The sequence below is a fragment of the Nocardia iowensis genome, assembly GCF_019222765.1.
GTDB lineage: Bacteria > Actinomycetota > Actinomycetes > Mycobacteriales > Mycobacteriaceae > Nocardia > Nocardia iowensis.
In genome coordinates this window covers 7,358,955-7,383,695 of sequence record NZ_CP078145.1, presented here as the reverse complement: position 1 = coordinate 7,383,695, position 24,741 = coordinate 7,358,955, and the positions used below count along the sequence as shown (strand labels likewise).

The window sequence follows — 24,741 nt, the reverse complement described above, 5'->3', positions numbered from 1 at the left end:
AATCGAGAAGGCGCCCAAGGACTCCGGTCCTCGGGCGCCTTCTGCGTTTCGCAGGCGATTCGGCAGGCCGGGAAATCAAGAGGTGGGTGGCGGCGGGCGGCCCGGTGAGATCGCTTTTGCGGCGGAACCCGCACGGAGCGTGCCGAACAGGCGTAGCTTTTTTCGTCGTGGACCGGAGCACAGTTGAGGCATGGGTCGGCGAATACGAACGGGCCTGGCGGACGCCGGGGACCGAGAAGCTCGGCGACCTCTTCGCCTCCGATATCGGATACCTGGTTTCTCCCTGGGCGGAACCGCTCACGGGGCTACCCGCGCTAGCGAAGTTCTGGGAGTCCGGCCGCGACGGGCCCGACGAGTCGTTCACGATCGAACGCGAGGTCGTCGCGGTGGACGGACTCACCGCGGTAGTCCGAGCCGAGGTCGAATACCCCGACCAGCCCGCCCGCTGGCGCGATCTGTGGATCCTGCGCTTCGACCAGGACGGCCGCTGCACCTGGTTCGAGGAATGGCCCTTCGCCCCCGGCCAGCCCGATGGGCAGGACGGGTCCAGCGAGGCGCTACCCGACTGAGCGAGGCTGCCCGTGCCACTCAGTGGGGAACGTCCCCAACTGGGTCACCCGACCAGCACTAATCGATGGTGCTCGGGCCGCTGTTGGTGCGCCAATGGTCGTTGGAGTTCAGGGCGGTGAGCAAGAGCCGGATGGCGGCCACCCGGCGCTCCTTGCCGGGGAGTTTGTCCAGTGCGCATTCGGGGTCGGCGGGTGGGCCGAGATGGGTGCAGCCGCGCGGGCAGTCCTCGATGGCGGCGGCGAGGTCGCTGAAGGCGGCGACCACGTCGTCGGGGGTGATGTGGGCCAGGCCGAAGGAGCGGATGCCGGGGGTGTCGATCACCCAGCCGCCGCCGGGGAGGGGCAGCGCGACCGACTGGGTAGAGGTGTGTTTGCCCTTGCCGACCCCGGAGACTTCGCCGACAGCCCGATACGCGTCCGGCACAAGGCGATTCACCAGCGTCGACTTGCCGACGCCGGAGTGGCCGATGAAGGCGGTGAGTCGTCCGGTGAGCAGTTCGAGCACCGGCTCGAGCGGGTCGTCGACGCCACCGTAGACGATGGTGAGGTCGAGATCCTCGAAGGCGGAAGCGAATTCGGACTCGGCGGCCAAGTCGTGTTTGGTCAGGCACAGCACCGGGTGCAACCCACCGGCATACGCGGCGACCATGCAGCGTTCGACGAAACCGGTGCGCGGCGGCGGGTCGGCGAGCGCGACCACCATGAACAGCTGCTCGGCATTGCCGACCACGATCCGCTCGAACGGATCGGTGTCATCGGCGGTGCGCCGCAACACCGTTCGGCGTTCGGTGACCCGGACGATGCGAGCCAGCGAGTCGGGTCGGCCGGACAGGTCGCCCACCACGTCCACCTGATCACCGACCACGATCGGCGTGCGGCCCAGTTCTCTGGCGCGCATGGCGACGATCTGCCGAGTCGGATCGCCGCCGAGCACACAACCCCATCGGCCGCGATCCACCGCCACCACCATGGCCGATTCCGCGTCATTGTGCTGCGGACGGGTTTTCGTGCGGGGACGCGAACTCTTGCCCGGGCGTACCCGGACGTCGGATTCGTCGTACTCGCGCTTTTTCAGTGCGCCGCCCCTTGATCGGAGAGCGTGGGATCGAGCATCCGCTCCCACAGCGCAACGAAATTCGGCAGTGTCTTGGCGGTGGTGCCGATGTCCTCGATCTCGATGCCGGGCACTCGCAGGCCGAGAATCGCTCCGGCCGTGGCCATTCGGTGGTCGGCGTAGGAATGCCAACGGCCACCGTGCAATTCGGCGGGCACGATCTCTAGTCCGTCCTGAGTCTCGGTGACCTTGCCGCCGAGCCGGTTGATCTCGGTGGACAGCGCGGCGAGCCGGTCGGTCTCGTGCCCGCGCAGGTGCGCGATGCCGCGCAGCAAGGACGGGGATTCGGCCAGTGCGGCCAATGCCGCGACCGTCGGGGTCAACTCGCCGACGTCGTGCAGGTCGATATCGATGCCGGCCAGACGATCCGGGCCCTGCACGGTCAGCACGCCGTCGAAGATGCGCGCCTCGGCGCCCATCCGCACCAGGATCTCGCGGATCACATCGCCCGGCTGGGTGGTGAGCCGCGGCCAGTGCGGGATCTTGACCTCGCCCCCGGTGACGGCGGCGGCGGCGAGGAACGGCGTCGCATTGGACAGATCCGGCTCGACATCCCAGTCCACCGCGCGGATGGGTCCGGGTGCCACCTGCCAGGTCTGCGCCTTACGGCTGTGCTCGGGCGCCTGCACCTGCACGTCCGCCCGGCGCAGCATCTCGACGGTCATCTCGATGTGCGGCATCGACGGCAGTGCCTTGCCGTCGTGATGCACGATCAGGCCCTCGTCGAACCGGGCCGCCGACAGCAGCAGGCCGGACACGAATTGCGAGGAACCGGAGGCATCGATGGTCACCGCGCCGCCGCGCAGCGCACCCTTGCCGTGCACCGTGAACGGCAGCGCGCTGCCGTCGATCTCCGCGCCGAGGCTGCGCAGCGCGTCCAAGATGGTGCTGAGCGGGCGAAGCCTGGCCTGCGCGTCACCGTCGAACGCCACATCGCCCGCGGCGAGCGCGGCCAGCGGCGGCAGGAAACGCATCACCGTGCCCGCGAGGCCGCAGTCGACGGCGCCGCCGCGCAGCGGGGCCGGGGTCACCGTCAGCGTCTCACCGTCGCCCTCGATGCTCGTGCCGAGCGCGCACAGCGCCGCGATCATCAGGTTGGTGTCCCGGCTGCGCAGCGCACCGGTCAGCGTCGACGGGCCGTCGGCCAGGGCGGCCAAGATCAATGCCCGGTTCGTGATCGACTTCGATCCGGGCAAGGTCACGGTCGCGTGCACAGGGACATCGACATAGGGCGCTGGCCAGAAACTCACGTGTTCCATCTTCACCCATCACCGGACCGAACACACGGGCGGTGTTCAATTTGCACCGCCTGCGGCGCTGCGTGTTCGCGGCCGAGATGCCACGCAACGCAATTCACCTACTTGTGGCGGCCGTGGATGAACGGAACCAACTTGCGCAGCAGCTTCATGGTGGACTGGGTGCGCGAGTAGCTGAGCAACGCCATGCCGGGAATCGCGAAGCGCTGCACCGCGATCGAGTGCGGGCGGGCGAATTCGCGCAGGCCGGGCTCGCCGTGGATGCGGCCGATGCCGGAATCGCCGACGCCGCCGAACGGCAGGCCGGGGATGGCGGCGAAGGCGAGCACCGAGTTCACCGAGGTGGCGCCGACGTGCAGCCTGCGCGCGATCTCGAGCCCGTTCTTCTTCGAGTACACCGCCGAGGACAGCCCGTACTTGGAGCTGTTGGCCAGCTCGACCGCCTCGTCCACGCCGTCGACGGTGCGGATGGTGACCGTCGGGCCGAAGGTTTCCTCCTGCACCGCCTCGGACTTCTCGTCCACGTCGACCAGCACCACCGGTTCGATGAACGGCGCCTTCACCGATTCCGGGCCGCCGAGCACGGCGGTGCCGCCGTTCTTCAGCGCGGACTCGATGTGGCGGCGCACGATGTCGACCTGACTCGGCATGGTCATCGGGCCGTAGGCGGCCTCGGCACCCGAGCCGGGGCCGATCTTTTCCAGGATCTTCTTTACCTCGGCGACGAACTCGTCGCGCACCGAACGGTCGACGTACACCCGCTCCACACCCGCGCAGGTCTGGCCGCTGTTGGCGGTGGCGCCCCAGGCGACCGCGTCGGCGGCGGCCTTCACGTTCGCGTCACCGGCCACGATCACGGCGTCCTTGCCGCCGCATTCGAGCAGCACCGGGGTGAGGTTCTCGGCGGCCGCGGCCATGATCCGCTTGCCGGTCGCGGTCGAGCCGGTGAACGCGAGCTTGTCGACGCCCGACTTGACCAGCGCCGCGCCGGTCGCGCCATAGCCATTGATCGTGATGAACACGCCCTCGGGCAGATCGGGATTGGCCTTGGCGAACGCCGCGGCCAGGAAATTGCCGATGCTGGTCGAGTATTCGCTCGGCTTGAACACCACGGTGTTGCCCGCGGCGAGCGCGTAGCCGATGGAGCCGTTGGGCGTGTAGACCGGGTAGTTCCACGGGCCGATCACGCCGACGACGCCGAGCGGTCGCTGCTCGACCCTGGCGGCGAAGTTCGACATGAACGCGCCGGGCGAGACCTTCTTGGGCGAGAGCACCTTCTTGGCGTTCTTGGCCGCCCAGGCGATGTGCTCGAGCGCGAGCATCAGTTCCAGGAAGGCGTCGTCGAGCGGCTTGCCGTTCTCGGCGTGGATCAGCTGGCAGAACTCGTCGGAATCGGCGACCAGCTGGCTCGACCAGCGCAGCAGGTGCGTCTTGCGCTCGTCGTAGCTCAGCGCGCCCCAGGTGGCGGCGGCCGCCCGGGCCTTCGCGACGGCCGCGCGCACCGCGTCCTCGTCCGCGATCGGGTGGGTGGCGATGACCTCGCCCGTGGCGGGATTGACCGACGTGAGCGCCGTGTCGTGGTCGGCAGGTTTGGTGTCGGTGGATGTCACGGTGGGTCTCTCCTCTTGCGGGTGGGTGCTCGGGACGACGTGGGCCCGATTGCTCCTGGTGGCGGCCGGTCGGTGCGCATGCGTCAGCGGACGGGCACGGACCACCCATCCTCTGAGAGAATGTTAGGTCAAAACTCTCAACTGGTCACCAGCTATGGATCAATTGTCCATGAGACTGTCGGTGTCGAGTGGGAGTATCGAGATATGTGCGGACGATATGCGACCACGACAGACCCCGGCCGGCTCGCGGTCGAGCTGGATGCTATCGATGAAACCGAAAGCACGGGGGGCTCGGGCAATTTCACCAATTACAACGTCGCGCCGACGAGCCAGGTGCTCACCGTCGTCGAGCGGCACGAGCACGGCCACCAGGACGACGAGCCCAAGCTGCGGATCCGGCGCATGCGCTGGGGTCTGATCCCGGTATGGACCAAGCCCGCCGAACCGGGCGTTCCGGTGAAGGGCAAGCCGCTGTTCAACGCGCGCGCCGACAAGGCGGCGACGACACCCTCGTTCCGGGACGCGGTGAAGTATCGGCGCTGCCTGGTGCCGATGGACGGCTGGTACGAGTGGGTCGTCGAGCCGGATTCGGGCGCGAAGGGGAAGGTGGCCAAGAAGCCCTTCTTCATGTCGCAGGCCGACGGCTCGCGGCTGTACATGGCCGGCCTGTGGTCGGTGTGGCGCGACCGGTCGCTGCCCGACAGCGAGCCGCTGCTGTCCTGCACGATCCTGACCACCGACGCGGTCGGCGACCTGACCCGCATCCACGACCGGATGCCGCTGCCGATGCCGAAGCAGCACTGGGACGCCTGGCTCGATCCGGACCATCCCGCACCGGCGAGCCTGCTGGAGACACCGAGCGAGGAATCGATCGCGGGGATCGTGGCGCGACCGGTGCCGACGCTGGTCAACAGCGTGAAGAACAATGGGCCTGAGCTGCTCGCGCGAGTGTCGGAACAGGAAGAAGCCGAGCAGATCAGCTTGCTCTGATCGCCCGGCTTCCGGTTCGGGTTTCAGTCCGTCAGATCGAGCACCGTACGCTCGGCGTCGCGATATTGAGCCCGCATTTGACGATGCCGGTGACCAGGTCGATGACCCGCGTGGTGACGGTGCCACCGAGCTTTTCGGCCTTGCCGGACGGGTCGTTCGATTTCGGTGCGTTCGGCGTGCTCGGGGCGTCATCCTTGCCCAAGCCGTCGAACGGGAAGTCGATCTCGGTTGCGGTCGGCGGCGCCGCGGTGGCCGTCGGAGCCGGCAGCGCCATCGCGCCGAGGGCCAAGGCGAGCGTTCCGAGCAGGGCGACGATCATGATCCGGACACGCTGTTGCGCGGACATTTCGCATCACATCCTCGAGTCGGACGAATCTGGCCCGTCCATTGACGCACAGATTGTGTCGAATCGAGTGGATTACCCCGTTCTCACCGTGGCGGTCACCGCCGAGGTCAGCCGGACCAGATCGGCCGGTGCGACCTCGATCTCCAGCCCGCGCCGCCCGGCGCTACAGAGGATGCGGTCCCAGGTCAGCGCCGAGTCGTCGACCACGGTCGGCAACAGCTTGCGCTGGCCGAGCGGGGAGATGCCGCCGAGCACGTACCCGGTCGTCCGTTCGGCTTTCGCCTTGTCGGCCATGCTCGCCTTCGGCACCCCGAGCGCGGCCGCGGCGGCCTTGAGCGACAACGTATTCGGCACCGGAAGTACCGCGACGGCGAGCGAACCGCTCGACAATTCGAGCACCAGCGTCTTGAAGATCTGCGCCGCCGTCACCCCCAGTTCCCCGGCGAGCGCGGCCACCGCCTCGGTGCCGTAGGAATCGCTGCGCGGATCGTGTTTGTAGGCGTGCACCCGATGGGCCACCTCGGCCTGGGTCAGCGCGCGGATCGCGGGGGTCGAGGCTGCTGCCATGGCGGACACCCTAACGACGCGACCCGCCGGGACCGCAACCGTTTTTGTCATGCCGGGATTTTGCTGCGGGAACACAGGACGTGTCTCGCATGTTGGAAGCGAGTACACACCGCTCGGCCGGGCCGGACATCCCGCTGACGCCGGTGATCAGCCCCATGAATGACGTGAAGGAGATGTCGGTGCCCGTGCTGCTCGACGAACGTCCGATAGGGACGAAGGCGTCTCCGCCGGAAGCCGGATTCCCCTTCGAATTGCCACTGCCGGTAGATTTGGCAGGTACGGCAATCGAAGGGACAGGTGTGACGAGCGACGATGACGTGGTGACCGACGGTGTCGGTGCCGCGGTCGACGATACGGAGCTGGCCCAGCGGTTCGAGCGTGACGCGCTCCCGCTGCTCGACCAGCTCTACGGTGCCGCGCTGCGGATGACCAGGAACCCGGCCGACGCCGAAGACCTGGTGCAGGAGACCTACGTCAAGGCGTTCCAGGGGTTCAAGTCCTTCAAGGAAGGCACCAACCTCCGTGCCTGGCTGTACCGGATCCTGACCAACACCTACATCAACTCCTACCGCAAGAAGCAGCGCCAGCCCGCCCAGTATCCGACCGACGAGATCACCGACTGGCAGCTCGCGGCCACCGCCGAGCACACCTCGCAGGGCCTGCGTTCGGCCGAGGTCGAGGCGCTGGATGCGCTGCCCGACGACGACATCAAGGCCGCGCTGCAGGAGCTGCCGGAGGAATTCCGGATGGCCGTGTACTACGCCGATGTCGAAGGCTTCCCGTATAAGGAAATCGCCGACATCATGGGCACCCCCATCGGTACCGTGATGTCCCGGCTGCACCGCGGCCGCAAGCAGCTCAAGGGTTTGCTCGCCGACGTGGCGCGCGAGCGTGGATTCAACCGTTCGGGGGAACGCCAGGAGGTCAAGCAGTGAACGCCGAGCGGGACCCCGATATGGACCTCGACTGCACGGCCGTACTCACCGACATCTGGCTGATGCTCGACGGTGAGTGCAACGACGAGACCCGTGCGCGGCTGCAGCACCACATGGACCACTGCTCGCCCTGCATCGAGGCCTACGGCATCGAAGAGAAGATCAAGGGGCTGCTGAGCCGCAAGTGCGGCGGCGACCGCGCACCGGATGCCCTGCGCGAGCGGCTGACCTTCGAGATCCGCCGGACCGTCACGACGACCCAGGTGGAGTCCAGCAAGGTTGACACCGCCGACTCCTAGCCTCGTCCGATAAACAACTGAGCGGCACGCCTTCTCGATGGAAGTGCGTGCCGCTCTGCGTTTTTCGGCCGAGCCGTAGCTCAGGAGTTTGGCCGCTTGCCGTGGTTGGCCGCGTTGCCCTTGCGACTACGCTTCTTACGTCCGCGCTTACCCATGAGTAGTCTCCCTTCTGATTGAAGGCCATTGTTTCATGTGTGGTTGGCTGTACCTTCAGCGGATGCAGGCCGCACGGCTGGGCTGCTCGAACCCACCGAGCGAGCCGCCCGAACCAACCGAGTGAATGGGGTGTCATGGCTGAGGAAGTGCTCGCCGAACTGGTGTCGGTCGTGTACCAGGTCGTGGTCGCCGAAGGTGACGAGGTCAAAGAAGGCGACACCCTGGTGATCCTCGAGTCGATGAAGATGGAGATTCCGGTGCTCGCCGAGGTCGGCGGCACGGTGACCTCGATCGGTGTCAAAGAGGGCGACGCGATCAAGGCCGGTCATCTCATCGCCGTGATCTCCTGATCGATTGCTGCGGTAGATCTACATGGCGACACTGAGCGAGCTACTGGCCGAACACACCGACCTACCCGGCGTCGCTGTGGATCATCTGCAGCGAGTGGTGGGGGATTGGCAGCTGCTTGCCGATCTGTCCTTCGCCGATCTGCTGCTCTGGGTGGGGGCCGGACCCATCTCGGCGGGCGCCGACATCGTGTGTGTCGCGCAATGCCGCCCCACCACGGCGCCGACGGTGCATCAGGAGGATCTGGTCGGCACCCTGGCTTTGCAGGCCGACCATCCGCAGGTGTTCGACGCGCTGATGTCCGGCAAGATCGTCCGCGCCGATCGCGATGTGGAAACCTCCGGCGTGTATCACCCGACCCCGGTGCACGCGGTCCGCGAGGCCATCCCGGTCCGCTGCGGTGACGATGTCATCGCGGTACTGAGCCGGGACACCGACGTGCAGCGTTCCCGGGTCCGCAGCACCCTCGAAATCGCCTATGTAGCCTGCGCCGACGACCTGTGCCAGATGATTGCCGACGGCACCTTCCCGACCACAGAGGACCGTGCGGCCACCCATTCCAGCCCGCGTGCCGGTGACGGTTTCATCCGGCTCGACACCGAGGGCACCGTCGTCTACGCCAGCCCGAACGCCCTGTCCGCCTATCACCGGATGGGATTGCAGGCCGACTTGGCCGGTCAGGATCTCGCGGTCCTCACCCGCTCGCTGATCACCGACCCGTTCGACGCTCAAGAGGTGGTCGGCGATATCCAGGCGGCACTGGCCGGGCGCACCGGCCGCCGGATGGAGGTGGAGGCGCGCGGCGCGACCGTGCTGCTGCGCACCCTGGTGCTGCGCCCGCACGGCGAATTGGCCGGCGCGGCGGTGCTGGTGCGCGATGTCACCGAGGTCAAACGCCGGGACCGGGCGCTGCTCAGCAAGGACGCCACCATCCGGGAGATCCACCACCGGGTGAAGAACAACCTGCAGACCGTCGCCGCGCTGCTGCGGCTACAGGCGCGCCGCACCGAGAACGAGGAGGCGCAGGTCGCGCTCACCGAGTCGGTACGCCGGGTCACCTCCATCGCCTCGGTGCACGAAATGCTGTCGATGTCGGTGGATGAAGAAGTCGATCTGGACGAGGTCGTCGACCGGCTGCTGCCGATCATGGCCGATGTCGCCACCGTGCACACCGCCCGGATCAAGGTGCGCCGGGCGGGCTCGCTCGGCGTCTTCTCCGCCGAACGCGCGACTCCGCTGGTGATGGTGCTGACCGAACTGGTGCAGAACGCCATCGAGCACGCCTTCGATTCCGGCGAGAACGGCACGGTGACAATCCGTTCCGAGCGCTCGGCGCGCTGGCTCGACGTGATCATCAGTGACGACGGCCGCGGCCTGCCCTCGGGTTTCAGCCTGGAATCCTCCGACCGGCTCGGACTGCAAATCGTGCGCACCCTGGTGACCGCCGAACTGGGCGGTTCCATCGGTCTGCATCCGGGCGCCGACATCGGCACCGATGCGGTACTGCGGGTTCCGCTGGGCCGTCGCTCCGGTCGTTAAGTGCCCCAACGCTATAGCGAAACGACGATAAGGTCGCCCTGCCCGGGAGGGCTCCTACTGAGGACAAAGAACCCAACGCAACGGACGAAGACAAACACCGAGCCGGTCTAACCTCGCGGAATTGCGAACTAAGCAAGACCGCACAAGAGAGCCCGGCACCTCGGGGGTGCCGGGCTTAAATGCGATTACCGGACCGGGCTGAATGGTCCGGTAAATCCGATCGTCTGCTCAGACGACGGTGCGGGTGCGCGTGCGCGCGTTGCGACGCTTGAGCGCCCGGCGCTCGTCTTCACTCATACCGCCCCACACGCCGGCATCCTGTCCGGACTTCAGGGCCCAGGACAGGCAGTCAGCGGTAACGGGGCAGCGAGCGCAGACCAGCTTGGCATCGGCAATCTGCGCGAGCGCAGGACCACTGTTACCCACCGGGAAAAACAGTTCGGGGTCCTCGTCGCGACAGATGGCCTTGTGGCGCCAGTCCATTCCTCTGCTCCTTTGCTGGGCGCCGCAAATGGCGCCGACGGTTTGTGGATCGTTCACTTGTGCGACTCGAATGTTTCCGCACGGTTGCTTGTGAATGCTTTCACGAACACCGTAGATGTCAATAGGTATCTGGTGCACCGTGGGGAAGCTCACGCTCTAACGGCCCCCACATGGGGAACCTGCCCGGTCCTTTGTACTCGCTCTACCCAGTTTTCGCAGCACTACCACGATGTTTTTCGTGCGTTTCATGCATCACTCTGGTCGCGGCGCCACGACATCCAAGACGGCGGGCACGGCCGTGAAATCCACCACGTTGCGCTTCCCGATAAAGTCGCCATCGATTTGCAGACCGATGGGTTCCTTCGTCTCGATGCGCACGGACGGAACGTTGTCTTCGCGAAATAAATTGCGAGACTTGGGGTTTCCGTCGACTGCCAAGAGCTGCCTGGCAAGCAGCAGTGTAGGCAGTACAGACATCGAACGCACGGCAAACACGCCGAGACCCGCTTCGAACCTTGTGCCGGGGTTGGTGTGCACCGGGGTCTTGTCGAGGTAGGTCCACGGAGTGGTGTTCGTTACGAAGGCGTAATGCACATCGGTGACCGGTTCGTGGCCTGGGACTTCGATTCGGACGCTTGGCTCGCGGCGCTTGGCGCGGAAGAACTGCCGCACGGTTGTTCGAAGGTAGCGCGCCGGGGTGGCCGTCTTGCCGTTGGCGCGGCTGGCATCGATGGCCTCGCAGACGTCGGCATCCAGGCCGACGCCCGCGCTGAAGGTGAACCACCGGTCGTCGGCGAGGCCGAGCCCGATTCGGCGGTCCCGGTCCAGCGTGAGCAGGTCGATGAGCTGATTGGTGGCGGTCACCGGGTCCGGTGAGATGCCGAGTGCGCGTGCGAACACATTCGCCGAGCCGCCTGGGATCACGCCGAGGCGCGGCAGCCACGCCTGCCCGTCGTTCAGTTCGGGCAGCGGCAAGAATCCGTTGATGGTCTCGTTGACCGTCCCGTCGCCACCGTGCACGACGATCAGGTCCATCTCGTTGGTCGCTGCCCACTGCGCCAATTCGGCCGCGTGGCCGCGATGCTGGGTGTGCGCGACGGTCAGCTGCGTGCGGCTCTCCAGCGCGTGCGCCAGCAGATCCCGAGTCGCCGGAGTGGTCGAGGTGGCATTCGGATTCACGATCAGCAGCGTCCGCACGCCCCGCAGCTTAATTGCCGCGCGGCCCGGGTTTGAAAGGCGCTGAACCGGGGCGGTCAGCGGGCAGCCCACTACCGCTGGTCGTAGAGTTGGCGCGTGGCTGACGGTAAGGATGACGTTTCCGGTGGCGTGCCGACGACGGTGCGTGGTGCGGGTGGGCTGGTGACGCTGGAGGGTGCGGTCGCCGTGATCGTCGCGCTCGTGCTGATCGTGCGCGGACTGCTCGGTCACGACCAGTCGGCGGCCAGCGGGTACGGCACGGCGGCTTGGTTCGGCATCCTCGGCGGCGGCGTGCTCGCGGCGGGCGTCGGCCTGCTGCTCGGAAAGCGTTGGGGCCGGGCGATCGCCGTCATTGCCCAGCTGTTGCTGCTCCCCGTCACCTGGTCCTTGCTCACCGACTCCCACCAGCCGGTCTTCGGCGCCCTGCTGGGCGTCGTAGTCGTTACCGCCCTGATCCTGCTCTTCGCCCCGCCGTCCACCCGCTGGATGGCCGCTGACTACGGAGCCGACCCGAGTAATTCATGATCAACGGGACATGACCGCGGCATTGTTCGGGTACGGCCGCCGTCATGTCCCGTTGTGCGCGCTATTTGGCGGCGGCAGCGGTGCGTAGGGCGGCGCGGCAGAGGGAGTCGGCGCGGCGGGTGGTTTCGGGGAGGCGGTAGCGGGGGGTGAGGGCGAGGACCTGGGCGCAGGCGGTGTCGAGGTCGATGCGGTGGCCGACCGAGACGAAGACCGGTTTCACGCCCGCCCTGGTGCGCATGGCACTGCCGACGACCTCACCATCGATGGTGACGTCGGTGCGGGCGCCGCGCTCGGGTCCTGGTTCGAGATAGTCGCCCCAGACGGATTTGGCGACGCCGATCGTCGGTACGCCGGTGAGCAGCCCGATGTGGCAGGCCAAGCCGAGGCGTCGTGGATGGGCCAGCCCCTGTGCGTCACAGACCAGGAGATCCGGTGCGCCGCCGAGCCGTTCGAGTGCCCGCATGGTGGTGGGTAACTCGCGGAACGCGAGCAGCCCCGGATAGTAGGGAAATGCCGAAGTGCCGTGCGCGACAGCCGAATCGACGGTCTGCAGCGTAATCGCGTCCAGCACGACGACGGCCGCGGCGACTGCGCCGCTGTCGGCATAGGCGCAGTCGAGTCCGGCAATGGTGCCGAATTCCCTTGTCTTCCTGGTGGTCTCGACCTTCGGCCGAAGTTCGTCCTGGATCGCGATGGCCTGGTCCGGCGTGGCCGGCCAGGCGTCCTCATCGATGTGCGTGAGCCATGTCATCGTCGGTGAACTACTGCGCTTCCTTGGCCAGCTTGCCGAGTGCGTCGCCGGTGAGGCGGTAGCCGACCCACTCGTTCTGCGGTGCGGCACCGAGGGATTCGTAGAAATCGATCGAGGGTTTGTTCCATGTCAGCACGGCCCAGTCGAGCCGGCCGTAGCCGTTGTCGACGGCTTCCTTCGCGAGCGTGGCGAGCAAGGCCTTGCCGTAGCCCTTCCCGCGCGTTTCCGGCTTGACGTAGAGGTCTTCCAGGTAGATACCGTGCACGCCGTTCCAGGTGGAAAAGTTGAGGAACCAGATCGCGCAGCCGACCAGCTCACCGTCTTCGGCCACCACGTGGGCGAAGACCTTCGGTGTCGGGCCGAACAAGGCGGTGTCCAGTTGTGCCGCGGTGACCGTGCACTCGTCGCTCGCCTTCTCGTACTCGGCCAGGTCGTGGACGAGGCCGACCAGGCCGGGCACGTCGGCGGGGACGGCGCGGCGCAGTTCTACAGTCACAGTGTTGCTCCGTTGGCGGTGCGAGTCAGGTTGTGCGCCAGGATCGTTCGCACATCGTGTTCATAGCCGAGCACGGTCACCGCGCCGGTCGACATGGCGAACCGGCGGCCCTCCCTGATGTCGAATTCGGCCCAGCGGGTGATCAACGCCCGGGAGAAGTGTCCGTGCCCGACGAGCACGATATCCCGTTCGGGCAGTTGTGGTTCCACCGAGGCGAGCACTCGATCGGCGCGGGCCAGCACCGCGTCCGCGGACTCGCCGCCCGGTACGGTGCCGGTCCAGATGGTCCAGCCCGGTGCGGTCTCGCGGATCTCGGGGGTGGTCAGCCCCTCGTAGTCGCCGTAGTCCCACTCGGCCAAGTCGTCGTCGACCGTGGTGTCGGCGAGGCCCGCGAGCGCCGCGGTGCGCACCGCGCGCTGGCGTGGGCTGGTAAGGACGAGGGGGTCCCGCAGCTTCAGCGCGGTCAGCAGCGGGCCCGCCGCCCTGGCCTGTTCCTCGCCGCGCTCGGTGAGCGGCAGGTCGGTACGGCCGGTGTGGCGGTGCTGGGTGGACCAGGTGGTCTCGCCGTGTCGAAGCAGCACTAGTCGGGCATCGTCGAGTACGGACATGGATCCATCATGGTTCACCCCTGCCGAGCCGTGCCTCCCGGCCGTCCGTACCGGCGGCTATTCGGACTGGTCCAGGGTCAACACGACCAAGGGGAGTGGGCGTTCGATCTTGGACTGGTAGTCCGCGAGCAGCGGATTGTGCTCGAGCACCCACCCGGCGAACTCGTCGTACTCGGCGCCGTCGAGGGCTTTGGCGGTGCCCTGGTAGGTCTTGCCGCCGAACTCCACGGTGACGCGCGGATCGGCCTTGACGTTGTGATACCAGGCCGGGTACTTGTCCTCGATGAACGAACTCAGGTACATGGTTTCGCCGCGGCGCAGCACGCCCAGCGGAATGGTGCGCTTCTTGCCGCTCTTGGCGCCCGTCGTGGTCAGCAGCAGGAGTTCGGCACCGGCGTAGGCACCGCCGACCTTCCCGTCGTTCGCGCGGAATTCCGCCACCACACCGTCATTCCAATTGGCCATCTCCTCTTCGGAGTATTCCTGGTTCCACGGTGCCTCGGGGTCGTCGAAGGAAGTGATGTCGCGACTCGGTTCGGCTGCCGTGGGCTCGGATTCGGTCATTCCGGCAGTCTGCCGCACCCCACCGACAAATCAATCCCACATTTTTCCCGGCGGAGTGACCCGGTCAGCCGAGGGCGTGCAACTCGGTGCCGCGCTGTTCGAGGATGGTGGTGCCGAGCACCGCGAGGGAGATGGGGGCGCCGGTGTAGCCGGGACGTTCCACCGGGATGCGGCCGACCTCGGTGCCGGACGCCGGATCGAGCGCGACGAGCGCCCCGGCGCTCGGCATCAGCAGCCTGCCCGCCATCAGGGCGGGGGAGCCCAGCGCTCCGGCCGCGGTCCAGACCGGGTCGAAGGTGCTGCCGTTCAACGCGATCACGCTGTTGCCGGTGAAAACCAAATAGGCCGAACCGATTCGGGTGGTCGTCGTCTTGTCGCTGAGCGGTGCCGAAAGCTGGTGCACCACAATCGGATTACCGGTCGCGTCGTAGACGGCGAGCCGTGGCGGCGCCGGTTCCGCACCGGTCGACCCCGGCAGGTAGAGCACGATCCTGCTGTCCGACACGGCGAGTACTCGTGCCTCGGGGGAATCCGCTCCAGGACCGATCAGCGTGTGCGAGCCGTGCTCCTCGGGGACGGTGTTGTCCTTCGGCGCGGGATTCAACACGGTCAGCCGGTTGGCCGGATCGTCGGGGCAGCGTTCCAGCACGACGAGCCGGGACGGGCTCGAGCCCGACGACAGCAGCGAGCAACCCTTGCGCGGTTGGGTTTTCACGTTCACCGGTGCGTCGACGAACCCGTATTCGATGGTGCGCACCAGATCCGAGCGCCACATCTCCAGCCGCTTCGGCCCCTGCGCCAGCACATAGGTGCCGTCGACCGACAGCCGAACGGACGGATCCATGTAGCTGCTGCGCGCGGTGCGCCTTGCCCCGTTCTCGCCCGCCAGCAGGGTGGCCTGACTGCAACCACGCTGATCCCGGTACACCGCGACCACGGTGCCGAACTGGCCTTCGATCCCGCAGAGCGGCATGTCGCGCCGGTAATGCCACAGGTCCTCGCCGGTGCGTGGGTCGTGGCCGGTGACCGTGCCGTCGTCACCGGTGACCGCGACGCCGCCGGAGGTCAACGCCCTGGCGGATGCGGCGTTCGGCGCGTGCCACAGTTCGCGCAGCGAGGTCGGTAATTGGTCCGCGGCAACCGGTGTCGGCACGGGCGAGGTCGCGGTCACCGATTCGGTGCCGCGCGCATCGCCGCGTGCCCAGACCACCACTGCCGCGATCACCACGAGCACGGCGATCGCGACAGCGGAGATGACGTCGGCGCGCGTTCGCCGCTCGGGTGCGAGCACGATTGCGAGAGTAACGGATCCGGTCGGTCAGACCGAAGCCGTGGCGGGCTCCACCGTGCTGCCAGCGCCTTCGGCGGTGCCGTCACCGGCAGGCTTGCGGCGACGGCGCCTGCGCCGCGCGGGCTGATCGCCCGACTCCGCATCGTCGGTGCCGTGCTCGTTCGAGCTGCGGGTGCTGTCCTCGTTGGCGGCGCGAGCGCCGTGCTCGTTCGAGTCGCCAGCGCTGTCCTCGCCGCCGCTGTCGTTGCCCGCGTCGGACTCGCCTGCGGGCTTGCGCCGCCGAGAACGACGACGGCGAGCCGGCTTGTCGCCGTTCTCGTCGGCGTCGGCAGATGCGTCATCGGCCGGATGTGCGCCGTTGCGCGGCGCGGTGTCCTCGGTGCCATTGGACGCGGTGCCGTTGGACGCGCTGCCCGCAGACTCGTTGCCGTTCGGCTGCGTCTCGTCGATCGGCTGACCACGCACGGTGCGCTTGCGATTGCGCTTGCGCGGGGCCCGCGCCGGGCGCTCCACCACGACCGCGTCCTCGTCCCGCTCCGGCTTGGTCTTGCGGACCGTGCCGGTCACGCCCGCGGGGATGCCGAGTTCGGCGAACAGATGCGGCGAGCTCGAGTACGTCTCGACGGGTTCGGCGATGCCGAGGCCGAGCGCCTTGTCGATGCCCGCCCACCGGTTCAGCTCGTCCCAGTCGATCAGCGTCACCGCGATACCGGTGCGCCCGGCCCGGCCGGTGCGCCCGATCCGGTGCACGTAGGTCTTCTCGTCCTCGGGGCACTGGTAGTTGATGACGTGGGTGATGTCGTCGATGTCGATGCCACGGGCCGCGACGTCGGTCGCGACGAGCACGTCGATGCCGCCCTTGCGGAACTTGGTGAGCGCCTTTTCGCGAGCGATCTGCCCCAGGTCGCCGTGCACGGCGCCGACCGAGAAACCGCGCTCGGCGAGATCGTCGGCGACCTTCTGCGCGGTGCGCTTGGTCCTGGTGAAGATCATGGTCGCGCCGCGGCCCTCGGCCTGCAGGATCTTGGCGACCAGCTCGCTCTTGTCCAGCGCATGCGCGCGGTAGACGAACTGCGCGGTGCGGTCGTGGATGGCCGAATCGTGCGGCTCCTCGGCCCGGATGTGCGTCGGGCGGCTCAGGAACGTGCGGGCCAGGGTGATGATCGGGCCGGGCATGGTCGCCGAGAACAGCATGGTCTGGCGCTTGTCGGGGACCATGGTCAGGATGCGCTCGATATCCGGCAGGAAGCCGAGGTCGAGCATCTCGTCGGCCTCGTCCAGGACCAGCACGCCGATCTTGCCGAGGATCAGGTGGTTCTGGTTGGCCAGGTCCAGCAGGCGGCCGGGGGTGCCGACGACGACGTCCACGCCGTTGCGCAGCGCCGCGATCTGCGACTCGTAGGGACGGCCACCGTAGATGGAGGCCACCTTCAGCGCGCCCTGGTGGTTCTTCAGGTATTTGCCCGCGTTCTCCAGATCGGAGGTGACCTGGATGCACAGCTCGCGCGTCGGCACGATGATCAGTGCCCGCGGGGTGCCGTCCAGCGGCGTGGTGCCGGTATCGGCGGTGGCGATGCGGTGCAGCAGCGGCACGCCGAAGCCGAAGGTCTTACCCATGCCGGTCCGGGCCTGGCCGATGAGATCCTCACCGGCGAGCGCCAGCGGCAGGGTGAGTTCCTGAATGGCGAAAGTACGTTCGATGCCGATCTCGTTGAGCGCGCGCACGATTTCGTCGCGAACGCCCAATTCGGCAAATGTCGGTGCGGTATGCGTTGCGTCCAGTTCGGCGGTCAACAGCGTCTCCGCCACTCCGGGTTCCTGTTCGACAGTGATCTTGCTCAGGTTCGTGCCTTCCTCGTAATCGCGTCCCGCGCGCACGAGGTGGGGCGGACCGGTCGGCCCGCGACGACCACGTCTCCGCCTGTGATACTCACCCGGCCACGCTCGCGATGTCTTCCGGTTGCCACGCTCGGGGCGGCTACCTCGGGAGATATCGGCGCGGCGCACTGGTGATGCGGAGCTGGTGCGCGCACATTTTCCTGAACGACGAAACCTCTGCTCGTTATGCCGATCGGTGGGTACCGCGGGGCGGTGAACGCACAGATCTGGCAACTCGGTCGAGGGAAACTTTTCGTTGTCCGGTGCGATTGTAGCGTGATATTGTGCGCGGCTCGAATTGCCGCTGCCGATTATTCGAAAACCGAAGTCCGGTTTCCTTGCGCGGTTCCTCGACGTACGCTGCGCGACATGGCAATTCATCTCGCGCGGCAAATCTGGACCACCCTCGAACCACTACATGACGTGGTCTATTTCGGCACCGGTGTCAAGGAGGCGGGTGTCGCGATCGGACTGCGTGGCTACTGGCAAACATACTTCGCATTTCGGGCCGCGCCGCTCGGTGCGGTGACCCCCGCCACAGTGCTGGCGACCTTCGCCGGTTTCCACCCGGAAATGGTGCGTAAGGCACTACCCGAGGCCTGGTCACGGGCCACGCCGGAGCAGTGCCTGCAGGTCAGGCTCGACCTGTCCACCACCCTGCTCCGGGACAACGGCGCGGGTGACGCGGAATGCGCTCGCGCGGTCGAGCTGCTCGCGCCGGTGCAAGCCACCGCCGACCTGACCGGCAGGCCGCTCGCCGCGGCGAACGCGGCGCTACCGCTGCCTGCGGACCCGGTCGGTGCGTTATGGCAGCTGAGCTCCACCTTGCGGGAGCATCGCGGTGACGGGCACGTGGCCGCGCTGGTGACGCACGGCCTGACCGGCCGCCAAGCGTTGATCATGCAGGTCGCCGCGGGCAAGGCGGCGGAATCGGTGATGCGGCAGGCGCGCGGGTTGTCCGAACGGGAGTGGTCGGACGCGTTCGACGAATTGCGGGCCAGGGGAGCGGTCGAGGGTGAACCGGCCAACCCCGCGCTGACCGGCAGCGGCGCGGCGCTGCTCGAGCGCGTCGAGGCGAGCACCGACGAGGCGGCCTGGAACGGCGCGCTGGCGGTGCTGTCCGCCGACGCCGTCACCGAGCTGACGACCTCGCTCGCGCCGTTGGTCAAGCGGCTGCTGGACACGGTCGTGCCGCCACTGAACCCCACCGGCATGGTGCGGCAATAGCGGCAAACCGGACTTGCCTGTTACCGACGGTACCGAGATGTGAGACATTCTCGGGGTGAATATCGCGGACACCGTCACGACCGCCGCCCGCAACGCCTGGGCGCTGACCTTCGGTTCTGGCGTCGAGGCCCCGGATCCCACGCCGTCGACGGTGCTGTGGAACGAGCCGCATCGGCAGCTGCGCCGCTTCGAGCACCGGCCGGGCGACGCCGGAACCGCTGCGGCCGCAACGGATTCGACCGTCCTGCTGGTGCCGCCGCTGGCCGCCCCCGCCAGCTGCTTCGACCTGCGCCCTGACCAGAGCCTGGCCGGTTTCCTGCTGGCGACCGGCCGCGCACCGTACGTCATCGACTACGGCGACATCAGCTTCGCCGACCGGCGGATGGGCTTCGAGGACTGGATCGACGAGATCCTGCCCGAGGCCGTGCTGCGCACCTCCGCCGACCGTGGCGGTGCGCCGGTCGACCTGGTCGGCTGGTCGCTCGGCGGCACGCTGGCACTGCTCACCGCCGCCGCCAACGCCGAGCTGCCGATCCGGTCCATCACGGCGGTCGGTGCGCCGCTGGACTACGACAAGCTGACCGGCATTCCGCAGCTGCGTGCCGTCGCCAAATTCACCGGCGGAATTGGGACCTCGACCCTCGTCCGCGCCGCGGGCGGCGTGCCAGCGTCACTGACCCGCATCGGCTACAAGATCACCGCCTGGGACCGGGAGCTCACCCGGCCGTGGTTCGTCGCCAGCAATATCGCGCGCACCGAAACGCTGGCCCGGATGGAGACCATCGATCGCTTCATGGCCGCGATGCCCGGCTATCCCGGCCGCTTCTACGGCCAGCTGTGGGGCCGATTGATCCTGAACAACGACATCGGTCGCGGCGTCGTGCAATTAGGTCGGCGGCGCATCGAGCTGGCTCAGGTCACCGCGCCCGTCCTGCTGGTCGGCGGGCCGACCGACGTGATCACCCCCGCCGCGGCCGTCGAGGCGGGTACCCGGACCCTCACCGGCGCCGCCGCCGTCCGCTACGAAACCGCGCCCGGCAGCCACCTTGGCATCCTCACCGGGCCCGATGCTCGCGCCACGACCTGGGCGTATCTGGACAAGTTCCTGTCGGCGGCGTGAGCCGAACCGGACCGGGTGCCCAACCGCTGCCCCTGCCATGGCCGTAACCGTCCGCAGTGCCAGTGCAGAGGCGTGTTCGCCGCCGGTCGGGTGGTACTAGGCTGGGGCCATGGGAGCACAGTCACCTGCCGCGCTGGGTGTTTCGTCCGCCGACGCCGTCCCCGCCGATCACCCCGGGGTGATCGATCTGTTCGCGGTGCTCGCCTACGGTGAGATCTCCGCGTTCTACCGGCTGGCCGAGGAAGCCAAATTGTCGCCGACGCTGCGCGGCAAAGTCGCCGTGGCGAAGATGGCGTCCGCCGAGATGGACCACTTCAAGGCATTGGAGTCGGCGCTGGCCGAGCGCGGCGTCGACATCTTCGACGCCATGGCGCCGTTCGTGCGGGCGCTGGACGCCTACCACGCCTCCACCGACCCCTCGACCTGGCTCGAGTCGATGGTGAAGTTCTACGTCGGCGACGGCATCGCCGCGGACTTCTACACCGAGATCGCAGGCGCGCTGACCCCCGAGGTCGCCGCCGTGGTCCGCGACGTGCTCGCCGAGACCAGTCACTCGGAGTTCGTGGTCGAGGAGGTGCGTCGCGCGGTCGAGAGCAGCCGCTCCGAACGCGATCGGCTCACCCTGTGGGGCAGGCGGCTGCTGGGCGAGGCGATCACCCAGGCGCAGTACGTCATGGCGCAGCGCGACGAGTTGACCGAGCTGGTGCTGTCGGCGACGGGCGATCTCAATGGGATTGCCTCGCTGTTCGAGCGGATGCAGTCCAGCCATGCCGAGCGCATGGCGAAGCTGGGTATCTAGCGGACCAGGCGCAGCGCGGGGGACTGGGCGCGCGCCTGACCGGTGAGCCAGACGATGATGCTCTGATCGCGGTCGGCGTCGAGGGTTTCGAACGGCACGTCGACCAGGCCGTGCACCGGATGGTCGATGTGCAGCGTGCCGGAGATGTGCGCTCCGACGTGGTGCGGTTTCCAGCGCGCCGCGAAATCCGGGTGGCGGCGCAGCTCGTCGATCGTTTCCAGCAGCGAATCGTCGCCGGGCCAGCGCAATTTGGCGCGCGACAGCGCGGCGGCGAAGATGTCGGCCGCCTCGGACCAGTTGCGCAGCACCTGCCGCGCGGTCGGGTGCAGGAACGTGTATCTGGCCAGGTTCGGCTGTCCCTCGTCGAGCAGCCCGAGCGGCGAAACGAAGTCCGCCCATGCCGCGTTCCAGCCGAGCACATTCAGTCGTCGGCCGATCACGAAGGCGGGCGTCGGCTGCAACGCGCGCAGGATCGACTGGATCGTGTCGGCGATCTTCTCCTCGGCGGATTCGCTTCCGGGGCAGCGAGATTCGTTGCCCGAGGCGAGGGCTAGCAGGCTGAAGTGATGACGCTCGTTGCCGCGCAGCAGCAGCGCATCGGCGAGTGCGTCGATCACCGCCACCGAGGGATTGGTGTCGCGGCCCTGCTCGAGCCGGGCCAGATAATCCGCGCTCACCCCCGCGCGAACGGCGACCTCTTCGCGGCGCAGCCCGGGTGTGCGGCGGCGCCTGCCCTCCGGCAGCCCGACGTCGGCGGGCCGTAGCTCCGCCCGCCGTGCGATGAGGAATTCCGCGAATCCGTTGCGAGCCATGAGTTCCATCGTGCCGCGTCCTAGGAGGCTTAGCCTCGCCCTGCCAGGTCCAGGATAACTAAGGTCTTGTTAACGGACCGTGGTCCGGCAAAGGTCGACGGCATGACAACTTCTCCCGAATCCACCACCACCGCCCAGTCGCTGAAGCCCGGCTCCTGGACCCTGGACACCGCGCACTCGTCGGTGGCCTTCACCATTCGGCACCTCGGCATCTCCAAGGTGCGCGGCGGATTCACCCGGTTCGAGACCGAGTTCGTGGTCGACGAGTCCGGCGCCGCCACCCTGGGCGCGACCATCTACCTCGACTCGTTCGACACCGGCAACGCCGACCGCGACGCGCACATCCGCACCGCCGACTTCCTCGATGTCGCCAACCGTCCGACGCTGACTTTCCGTGCCACGCAACCGGTTCAGATCGCGGAGAGCTTCGAGGTCGAGGGTGCGGCCACGCTCGGCGACGTCACCAAGCCGGTCACCTTGGATGTCGAATGGGGCGGCGTGCAGGAATTCGGCGCGACCGGCGACCGGCACGCCGGATTCTCCGCCACCGGCACCATCAAGCGCACCGACTTCGGCGTCGGCGGCCCGCTGCCCGGCATGCTGAGCGACAAGGTCAACATCGAGCTCGAGATCCAGCTCATCGAGCCGAAGTAGCACCGGTCGCGCGGAGCGGGCCTGCACAACGGCGTGCGGGCCTTTTCCTGCGTTAGCCGCTGATGTTCGCTGACGGCGCAGGCAGCCGTCTGCCATCTCGGCGTTGCCCTGCACTAGCCTTGGATGGACAGCACAGGACTCTTACGTTCGGAGGTTGGCCGTGGAGGTCAAGATCGGTATTTCGGATAGCCCGCGCGAGCTCTTGATCAACAGCTCGCAGACCCCGGATGAGGTCGAGGAGCTGGTGTCCGGTGCACTGACCGGCACGAGCGGCCTCGTGTCCCTGACCGACGACAAGGGTCGCAAGTTCCTGATCCAGGCCTCGAAGGTCGCCTACGTCGAAATCGGCACCGTCACCAGCGGCCGCGTCGGCTTCGCGACCGTCTGATTTCTTCGGCCAAGGCCGACAGCAACGAGCCCCTGCAACCTTCGGATGCAGGGGCTCGCCTTGTTCGAGCACTCAGTCGATGGGGTGCAGCGGGACGTGCGACAGACCGCCCCAGGCGAGCGAGACGGTCGTGTCGACAGCCTCCTCCTTCGGGATGGGCCGGTCGGCCTCCAGCCAGTAGCGCGCGGTGAACTGGCTCGCGCCGACCAGGCCGACCGCGAGGATCCGCGCGCGGTACGGGTCGAGGCCCGAGTCGTGCGCCACCAGGTCGAACACGGCGTCCACGCAGGCCTCGGTGGCCTGCTCGACCCGGCGCTGCACCTGCGGCTCGCTGGTCAGGTCGGATTCGAAGACCAGCCGGAAGCCCTGCATCTCGTTGTCGACGAAGTCGAAGTAGGCCTGCACCGCGGCGCGGACGCGCTGCCGGTTGTCGGTGGTCGACCGCAGCGCCTGCCGAACGCTGGAGACCAGCATGTCCACATAGTTCTGCAGCACCGCCAGATAGAGCTCCAGCTTGCTGGTGAAGTGTTGATAGAGCACCGGCTTGCTCACGCCCGCGCATTGCGAGATCTCGTCCATGCCCGCGGCGTGGTAGCCGCGCTGCACGAAGACTTCGCTGGCCGCCGCGAGTAGCTGCAGACGTCGCTCGTCACGCGGAAGCCGGGTGCCGCGTTTGGCGGGCTCGGACGACGATCTACGGGACGCCATCCGGTCCACGAGGTCAGTCATTTCGGCTCTCCCAGTTGGTTCCCCGGCAAGGGGTGTGCACCGGGTATCCCAAGAACGATACTCGGTTGTTGCCTGCCCGCAGACCGGGCCCGGATAACTGGTTCGACGCGGTGAGAAATGTCGCACCTACCGGCGGTAGTGGTGTGCCCGACGGTGGCACTTGCCACTTGTGAGAACCTGGTGATCGTGAGCGAGCGACCGGAACGGCCGTCCGGCGGTGGGCGCGATCTGCGCCGCCGCGCTGGCCCCGGCGCGCCCGGTTCCGTAGTGTCGGAACCCGTGGCAAGGTCCGGCCCCGAAGCTCGACCGGGCGCAGCCGCCCGCACCGGCGCTGCGCCACCGCTCGATGCCGAGGACCGATCGGGCCGCCGCCGCCCCGATCCCGCCGCCCGCCCCAACGGCTCCGGCCGAGCCGCGGATCCTCTTGCCGGGCAGCCCGATTCGAACGGCACCCGCGGCGATCGCCACGGCGTCGAGATCTACGATCCGCTCGGCCTCTACGGCCAGCCGGACCGCTCCCATCAGCCGCTGCGCGCCAGCTGGGACCCCACCGCCCCGTCCGAAGGCAGAGCCAGGGGCCGCCCCGAACGCAGCGTCAAAAAGCAAAGCGCCCTGGGCAGATTCGTCTCCACCTACGGTTGGCGGGCCTACGCGTTGCCGGTGCTGTTCGCCGTCACGGTATTGGTCGTCGTCGACGCGGTGCGCGGTAGCGATCCGGTGGTCGTGGTCGGCGGCGCACCCGGCCTGGGGCAGTTGAGTCCACGCGGCGCGAACGCGGGCATTATCGGCGCCCCACCCGGCGACGGCCACTTTCCCACCGACCTGCCAACCGGTGCACTGCCCGAGGGCGGCAACTTCGCCGAAACGGGCGCGGGCACTTGGCATGTGGTGCCCGGTTCGACCGGTCAGGTCGGCACCGGCACCGACACCGTCTTCCGCTACACGGTGGAAATCGAGGACGGCATCGACACCACGGTCTTCGGCGGTGACGAGTCCGTCGCGAAGCTGGTCGAATCCACCCTCGCCAACCCGAAGAGCTGGACGCACGACCAAAAGTTCGCCTTCCGCCGGGTCGACCAGGGTGACACCGACTTCCGCATCTCCCTCACCTCCCGCGAGTCCACCCGCAAGGCCTGCGGTTTCGAGATTCCGATCGACTCGTCCTGCTACAACTCCGACCTCGGCCGGGTGGTGCTCTCCGAGGTCCGCTGGGTGCGTGGCGCGGTCGCGTTCGAGGGCGATATCGGCTCCTACCGGCAGTACCAGATCAACCACGAGGTCGGCCACGCCATCGGCTACCACCAGCATCAGGCGTGCGAAACCGACGGCGGCCTGGCCCCGGTGATGATGCAGCAGACCTTCGGCACCAAGAACAACGACATCGCCACTTTGGAGCCGGACGGCGTCGTCCCGATGGACGGCAAACGCTGTCGCTTCAACCCCTGGCCCTACCCCCGCGGCTGACCCGCGGTCGACCCCCGCAGTCGACC

29 protein-coding genes are annotated in these 24,741 nt (G+C 67.7%); 13 read left to right on the top strand and 16 right to left on the bottom strand.

The window, feature by feature from the left end:
- The first annotated feature begins 167 nt into the window (after nt 1-167).
- Complete coding sequence (locus KV110_RS34035) at nt 168-569, top strand: nuclear transport factor 2 family protein (RefSeq protein WP_218471250.1); 402 nt, start codon at nt 168-170, stop codon at nt 567-569.
- 58 nt (nt 570-627) lie between these two features.
- Here KV110_RS34035 and rsgA read toward each other — a convergent pair whose 3' ends face one another.
- From rsgA to KV110_RS34020, 3 genes are all read right to left on the bottom strand, one after another.
- Nucleotides 628-1,644, bottom strand: coding sequence for a ribosome small subunit-dependent GTPase A (gene rsgA / locus KV110_RS34030; RefSeq protein ID WP_218479233.1), 1,017 nt, complete (start codon nt 1,642-1,644; stop codon nt 628-630).
- Nucleotides 1,641-2,942 (bottom strand): 3-phosphoshikimate 1-carboxyvinyltransferase, encoded by a 1,302-nt coding sequence (aroA, locus tag KV110_RS34025; RefSeq protein WP_218471249.1) that lies wholly within the window; start codon nt 2,940-2,942, stop codon nt 1,641-1,643. Before aroA ends, rsgA begins: the two co-directional genes overlap by 4 nt.
- 98 nt (nt 2,943-3,040) lie before the next feature.
- Complete coding sequence (locus tag KV110_RS34020) at nt 3,041-4,549, bottom strand: aldehyde dehydrogenase family protein (protein WP_218471248.1); 1,509 nt, start codon at nt 4,547-4,549, stop codon at nt 3,041-3,043.
- Between the two features lie 204 nt (nt 4,550-4,753).
- Here KV110_RS34020 and KV110_RS34015 point away from each other — a divergent pair, with 204 nt between their 5' ends.
- A complete protein-coding gene (locus KV110_RS34015) occupies nt 4,754-5,539 on the top strand; it encodes an SOS response-associated peptidase (protein ID WP_218471247.1) in 786 nt (261 codons plus the stop codon).
- A 31-nt stretch (nt 5,540-5,570) separates the two neighbouring features.
- Here KV110_RS34015 and KV110_RS34010 read toward each other — a convergent pair whose 3' ends face one another.
- Nucleotides 5,571-5,885, bottom strand: coding sequence for a hypothetical protein (locus KV110_RS34010; protein WP_218471246.1), 315 nt, complete (start codon nt 5,883-5,885; stop codon nt 5,571-5,573).
- Between the two features lie 72 nt (nt 5,886-5,957).
- Complete coding sequence (gene ybaK / locus KV110_RS34005) at nt 5,958-6,452, bottom strand: Cys-tRNA(Pro) deacylase (RefSeq protein WP_218471245.1); 495 nt, start codon at nt 6,450-6,452, stop codon at nt 5,958-5,960.
- A 155-nt stretch (nt 6,453-6,607) separates the two neighbouring features.
- On the opposite strand from ybaK, the gene KV110_RS34000 reads away from it, so the two are divergent.
- Entirely contained in the window at nt 6,608-7,387 is a 780-nt protein-coding gene (locus KV110_RS34000; protein WP_246634818.1) for a sigma-70 family RNA polymerase sigma factor, read from the top strand.
- Nucleotides 7,388-7,407: 20 nt separating this feature from the next.
- The gene (rsrA, locus tag KV110_RS33995) at nt 7,408-7,686 is read left to right on the top strand and encodes a mycothiol system anti-sigma-R factor (RefSeq protein ID WP_218479231.1); all 279 of its coding nucleotides are present in this window, start codon (nt 7,408-7,410) and stop codon (nt 7,684-7,686) included.
- An 80-nt stretch (nt 7,687-7,766) separates the two neighbouring features.
- Here rsrA and KV110_RS42135 read toward each other — a convergent pair whose 3' ends face one another.
- Nucleotides 7,767-7,841, bottom strand: a complete 75-nt coding sequence (locus KV110_RS42135; protein WP_110293457.1) for a 50S ribosomal protein bL37 — start codon at nt 7,839-7,841, stop codon at nt 7,767-7,769.
- A gap of 135 nt (nt 7,842-7,976) precedes the next feature.
- On the opposite strand from KV110_RS42135, the gene KV110_RS33990 reads away from it, so the two are divergent.
- Both KV110_RS33990 and KV110_RS33985 read left to right on the top strand, forming a co-directional pair.
- Complete coding sequence (locus tag KV110_RS33990) at nt 7,977-8,192, top strand: biotin/lipoyl-binding carrier protein (protein ID WP_218471244.1); 216 nt, start codon at nt 7,977-7,979, stop codon at nt 8,190-8,192.
- A gap of 22 nt (nt 8,193-8,214) precedes the next feature.
- Complete coding sequence (locus KV110_RS33985; RefSeq protein ID WP_218471243.1) at nt 8,215-9,729, top strand: sensor histidine kinase; 1,515 nt, start codon at nt 8,215-8,217, stop codon at nt 9,727-9,729.
- Nucleotides 9,730-9,957: 228 nt separating this feature from the next.
- Here KV110_RS33985 and KV110_RS33980 read toward each other — a convergent pair whose 3' ends face one another.
- Nucleotides 9,958-10,212, bottom strand: coding sequence for a WhiB family transcriptional regulator (locus KV110_RS33980; protein ID WP_011211115.1), 255 nt, complete (start codon nt 10,210-10,212; stop codon nt 9,958-9,960).
- Nucleotides 10,213-10,464: 252 nt separating this feature from the next.
- On the bottom strand, nt 10,465-11,409 hold the full coding sequence (locus KV110_RS33975; protein ID WP_218471242.1) for a diacylglycerol/lipid kinase family protein: 945 nt from the start codon (nt 11,407-11,409) through the stop codon (nt 10,465-10,467).
- A gap of 96 nt (nt 11,410-11,505) precedes the next feature.
- Between KV110_RS33975 and KV110_RS33970 the strand changes: the two genes are divergently transcribed.
- Nucleotides 11,506-11,934, top strand: coding sequence for a hypothetical protein (locus KV110_RS33970; RefSeq protein ID WP_246634150.1), 429 nt, complete (start codon nt 11,506-11,508; stop codon nt 11,932-11,934).
- Nucleotides 11,935-11,995: 61 nt separating this feature from the next.
- Here KV110_RS33970 and KV110_RS33965 read toward each other — a convergent pair whose 3' ends face one another.
- The 6 genes from KV110_RS33965 to KV110_RS33940 all read right to left on the bottom strand — a co-directional run bounded on the left by KV110_RS33965 (nt 11,996) and on the right by KV110_RS33940 (nt 17,453).
- Entirely contained in the window at nt 11,996-12,685 is a 690-nt protein-coding gene (locus tag KV110_RS33965) for an endonuclease V (protein WP_218471241.1), read from the bottom strand.
- 10 nt (nt 12,686-12,695) lie between these two features.
- Nucleotides 12,696-13,181 (bottom strand): GNAT family N-acetyltransferase, encoded by a 486-nt coding sequence (locus KV110_RS33960; protein WP_218471240.1) that lies wholly within the window; start codon nt 13,179-13,181, stop codon nt 12,696-12,698.
- The gene (locus tag KV110_RS33955; protein WP_218471239.1) at nt 13,178-13,789 is read right to left on the bottom strand and encodes an acid phosphatase; all 612 of its coding nucleotides are present in this window, start codon (nt 13,787-13,789) and stop codon (nt 13,178-13,180) included. Before KV110_RS33955 ends, KV110_RS33960 begins: the two co-directional genes overlap by 4 nt.
- A 57-nt stretch (nt 13,790-13,846) precedes the next feature.
- A complete protein-coding gene (locus KV110_RS33950) occupies nt 13,847-14,353 on the bottom strand; it encodes a nitroreductase family deazaflavin-dependent oxidoreductase (RefSeq protein ID WP_218471238.1) in 507 nt (168 codons plus the stop codon).
- A gap of 64 nt (nt 14,354-14,417) precedes the next feature.
- On the bottom strand, nt 14,418-15,644 hold the full coding sequence (locus KV110_RS33945) for an Rv3212 family protein (protein ID WP_218471237.1): 1,227 nt from the start codon (nt 15,642-15,644) through the stop codon (nt 14,418-14,420).
- A gap of 27 nt (nt 15,645-15,671) precedes the next feature.
- On the bottom strand, nt 15,672-17,453 hold the full coding sequence (locus KV110_RS33940; protein ID WP_218471236.1) for a DEAD/DEAH box helicase: 1,782 nt from the start codon (nt 17,451-17,453) through the stop codon (nt 15,672-15,674).
- Nucleotides 17,454-17,891: 438 nt separating this feature from the next.
- Between KV110_RS33940 and KV110_RS33935 the strand changes: the two genes are divergently transcribed.
- The 3 genes from KV110_RS33935 to KV110_RS33925 all read left to right on the top strand — a co-directional run bounded on the left by KV110_RS33935 (nt 17,892) and on the right by KV110_RS33925 (nt 20,668).
- A complete protein-coding gene (locus KV110_RS33935) occupies nt 17,892-18,749 on the top strand; it encodes an SCO6745 family protein (protein ID WP_218471235.1) in 858 nt (285 codons plus the stop codon).
- A gap of 55 nt (nt 18,750-18,804) precedes the next feature.
- Nucleotides 18,805-19,869: an alpha/beta fold hydrolase gene (locus KV110_RS33930; protein ID WP_218471234.1), complete on the top strand. Its 1,065-nt coding sequence runs from the start codon at nt 18,805-18,807 to the stop codon at nt 19,867-19,869.
- Nucleotides 19,870-19,978: 109 nt separating this feature from the next.
- Nucleotides 19,979-20,668 (top strand): ferritin-like fold-containing protein, encoded by a 690-nt coding sequence (locus tag KV110_RS33925; RefSeq protein ID WP_218471233.1) that lies wholly within the window; start codon nt 19,979-19,981, stop codon nt 20,666-20,668.
- Here the strand turns inward: KV110_RS33925 and KV110_RS33920 are convergent.
- Complete coding sequence (locus KV110_RS33920) at nt 20,665-21,480, bottom strand: helix-turn-helix transcriptional regulator (RefSeq protein WP_218471232.1); 816 nt, start codon at nt 21,478-21,480, stop codon at nt 20,665-20,667. The genes KV110_RS33925 and KV110_RS33920 overlap by 4 nt on opposite strands.
- Nucleotides 21,481-21,582: 102 nt before the next feature.
- Here KV110_RS33920 and KV110_RS33915 point away from each other — a divergent pair, with 102 nt between their 5' ends.
- Nucleotides 21,583-22,134 carry a YceI family protein gene (locus KV110_RS33915; protein ID WP_218471231.1) on the top strand — a complete coding sequence of 184 codons (552 nt, stop codon included), beginning with the start codon at nt 21,583-21,585 and terminating at the stop codon, nt 22,132-22,134.
- A 160-nt stretch (nt 22,135-22,294) separates the two neighbouring features.
- The gene (locus tag KV110_RS33910; protein ID WP_218471230.1) at nt 22,295-22,522 is read left to right on the top strand and encodes a DUF3107 domain-containing protein; all 228 of its coding nucleotides are present in this window, start codon (nt 22,295-22,297) and stop codon (nt 22,520-22,522) included.
- A 72-nt stretch (nt 22,523-22,594) separates the two neighbouring features.
- Here the strand turns inward: KV110_RS33910 and fasR are convergent, their stop codons facing one another.
- Nucleotides 22,595-23,251 carry an HTH-type transcriptional activator FasR gene (gene fasR / locus KV110_RS33905; protein WP_218471229.1) on the bottom strand — a complete coding sequence of 219 codons (657 nt, stop codon included), beginning with the start codon at nt 23,249-23,251 and terminating at the stop codon, nt 22,595-22,597.
- Nucleotides 23,252-23,431: 180 nt separating this feature from the next.
- Here fasR and KV110_RS33900 point away from each other — a divergent pair, with 180 nt between their 5' ends.
- A complete protein-coding gene (locus KV110_RS33900; RefSeq protein WP_425518170.1) occupies nt 23,432-24,715 on the top strand; it encodes a DUF3152 domain-containing protein in 1,284 nt (427 codons plus the stop codon).
- Nucleotides 24,716-24,741 lie beyond the last annotated feature (26 nt).

Excerpts from the sequence above, each read along its gene's own strand:
- ybaK (WP_218471245.1), bottom strand. The coding sequence starts at position 6,452 with ATGGCAGCAGCCTCGACCCCCGCGATCCGCGCGCTGACCCAGGCCGAG.
- KV110_RS33955 (WP_218471239.1), bottom strand. The coding sequence starts at position 13,789 with ATGTCCGTACTCGACGATGCCCGACTAGTGCTGCTTCGACACGGCGAG.
- KV110_RS33965 (WP_218471241.1), bottom strand. The coding sequence starts at position 12,685 with ATGACATGGCTCACGCACATCGATGAGGACGCCTGGCCGGCCACGCCG.
- aroA (WP_218471249.1), bottom strand. The coding sequence starts at position 2,942 with ATGGAACACGTGAGTTTCTGGCCAGCGCCCTATGTCGATGTCCCTGTG.
- KV110_RS33950 (WP_218471238.1), bottom strand. The coding sequence starts at position 14,353 with ATGACCGAATCCGAGCCCACGGCAGCCGAACCGAGTCGCGACATCACT.
- KV110_RS33915 (WP_218471231.1), top strand. The coding sequence starts at position 21,583 with ATGACAACTTCTCCCGAATCCACCACCACCGCCCAGTCGCTGAAGCCC.
- KV110_RS34015 (WP_218471247.1), top strand. The coding sequence starts at position 4,754 with ATGTGCGGACGATATGCGACCACGACAGACCCCGGCCGGCTCGCGGTC.
- KV110_RS33935 (WP_218471235.1), top strand. The coding sequence starts at position 17,892 with ATGGCAATTCATCTCGCGCGGCAAATCTGGACCACCCTCGAACCACTA.
- KV110_RS33985 (WP_218471243.1), top strand. The coding sequence starts at position 8,215 with ATGGCGACACTGAGCGAGCTACTGGCCGAACACACCGACCTACCCGGC.
- fasR (WP_218471229.1), bottom strand. The coding sequence starts at position 23,251 with ATGACTGACCTCGTGGACCGGATGGCGTCCCGTAGATCGTCGTCCGAG.
- KV110_RS33925 (WP_218471233.1), top strand. The coding sequence starts at position 19,979 with ATGGGAGCACAGTCACCTGCCGCGCTGGGTGTTTCGTCCGCCGACGCC.
- rsrA (WP_218479231.1), top strand. The coding sequence starts at position 7,408 with ATGGACCTCGACTGCACGGCCGTACTCACCGACATCTGGCTGATGCTC.
- KV110_RS33980 (WP_011211115.1), bottom strand. The coding sequence starts at position 10,212 with ATGGACTGGCGCCACAAGGCCATCTGTCGCGACGAGGACCCCGAACTG.
- KV110_RS34000 (WP_246634818.1), top strand. The coding sequence starts at position 6,608 with ATGAATGACGTGAAGGAGATGTCGGTGCCCGTGCTGCTCGACGAACGT.
- KV110_RS33990 (WP_218471244.1), top strand. The coding sequence starts at position 7,977 with ATGGCTGAGGAAGTGCTCGCCGAACTGGTGTCGGTCGTGTACCAGGTC.
- KV110_RS33920 (WP_218471232.1), bottom strand. The coding sequence starts at position 21,480 with ATGGCTCGCAACGGATTCGCGGAATTCCTCATCGCACGGCGGGCGGAG.
- KV110_RS34010 (WP_218471246.1), bottom strand. The coding sequence starts at position 5,885 with ATGTCCGCGCAACAGCGTGTCCGGATCATGATCGTCGCCCTGCTCGGA.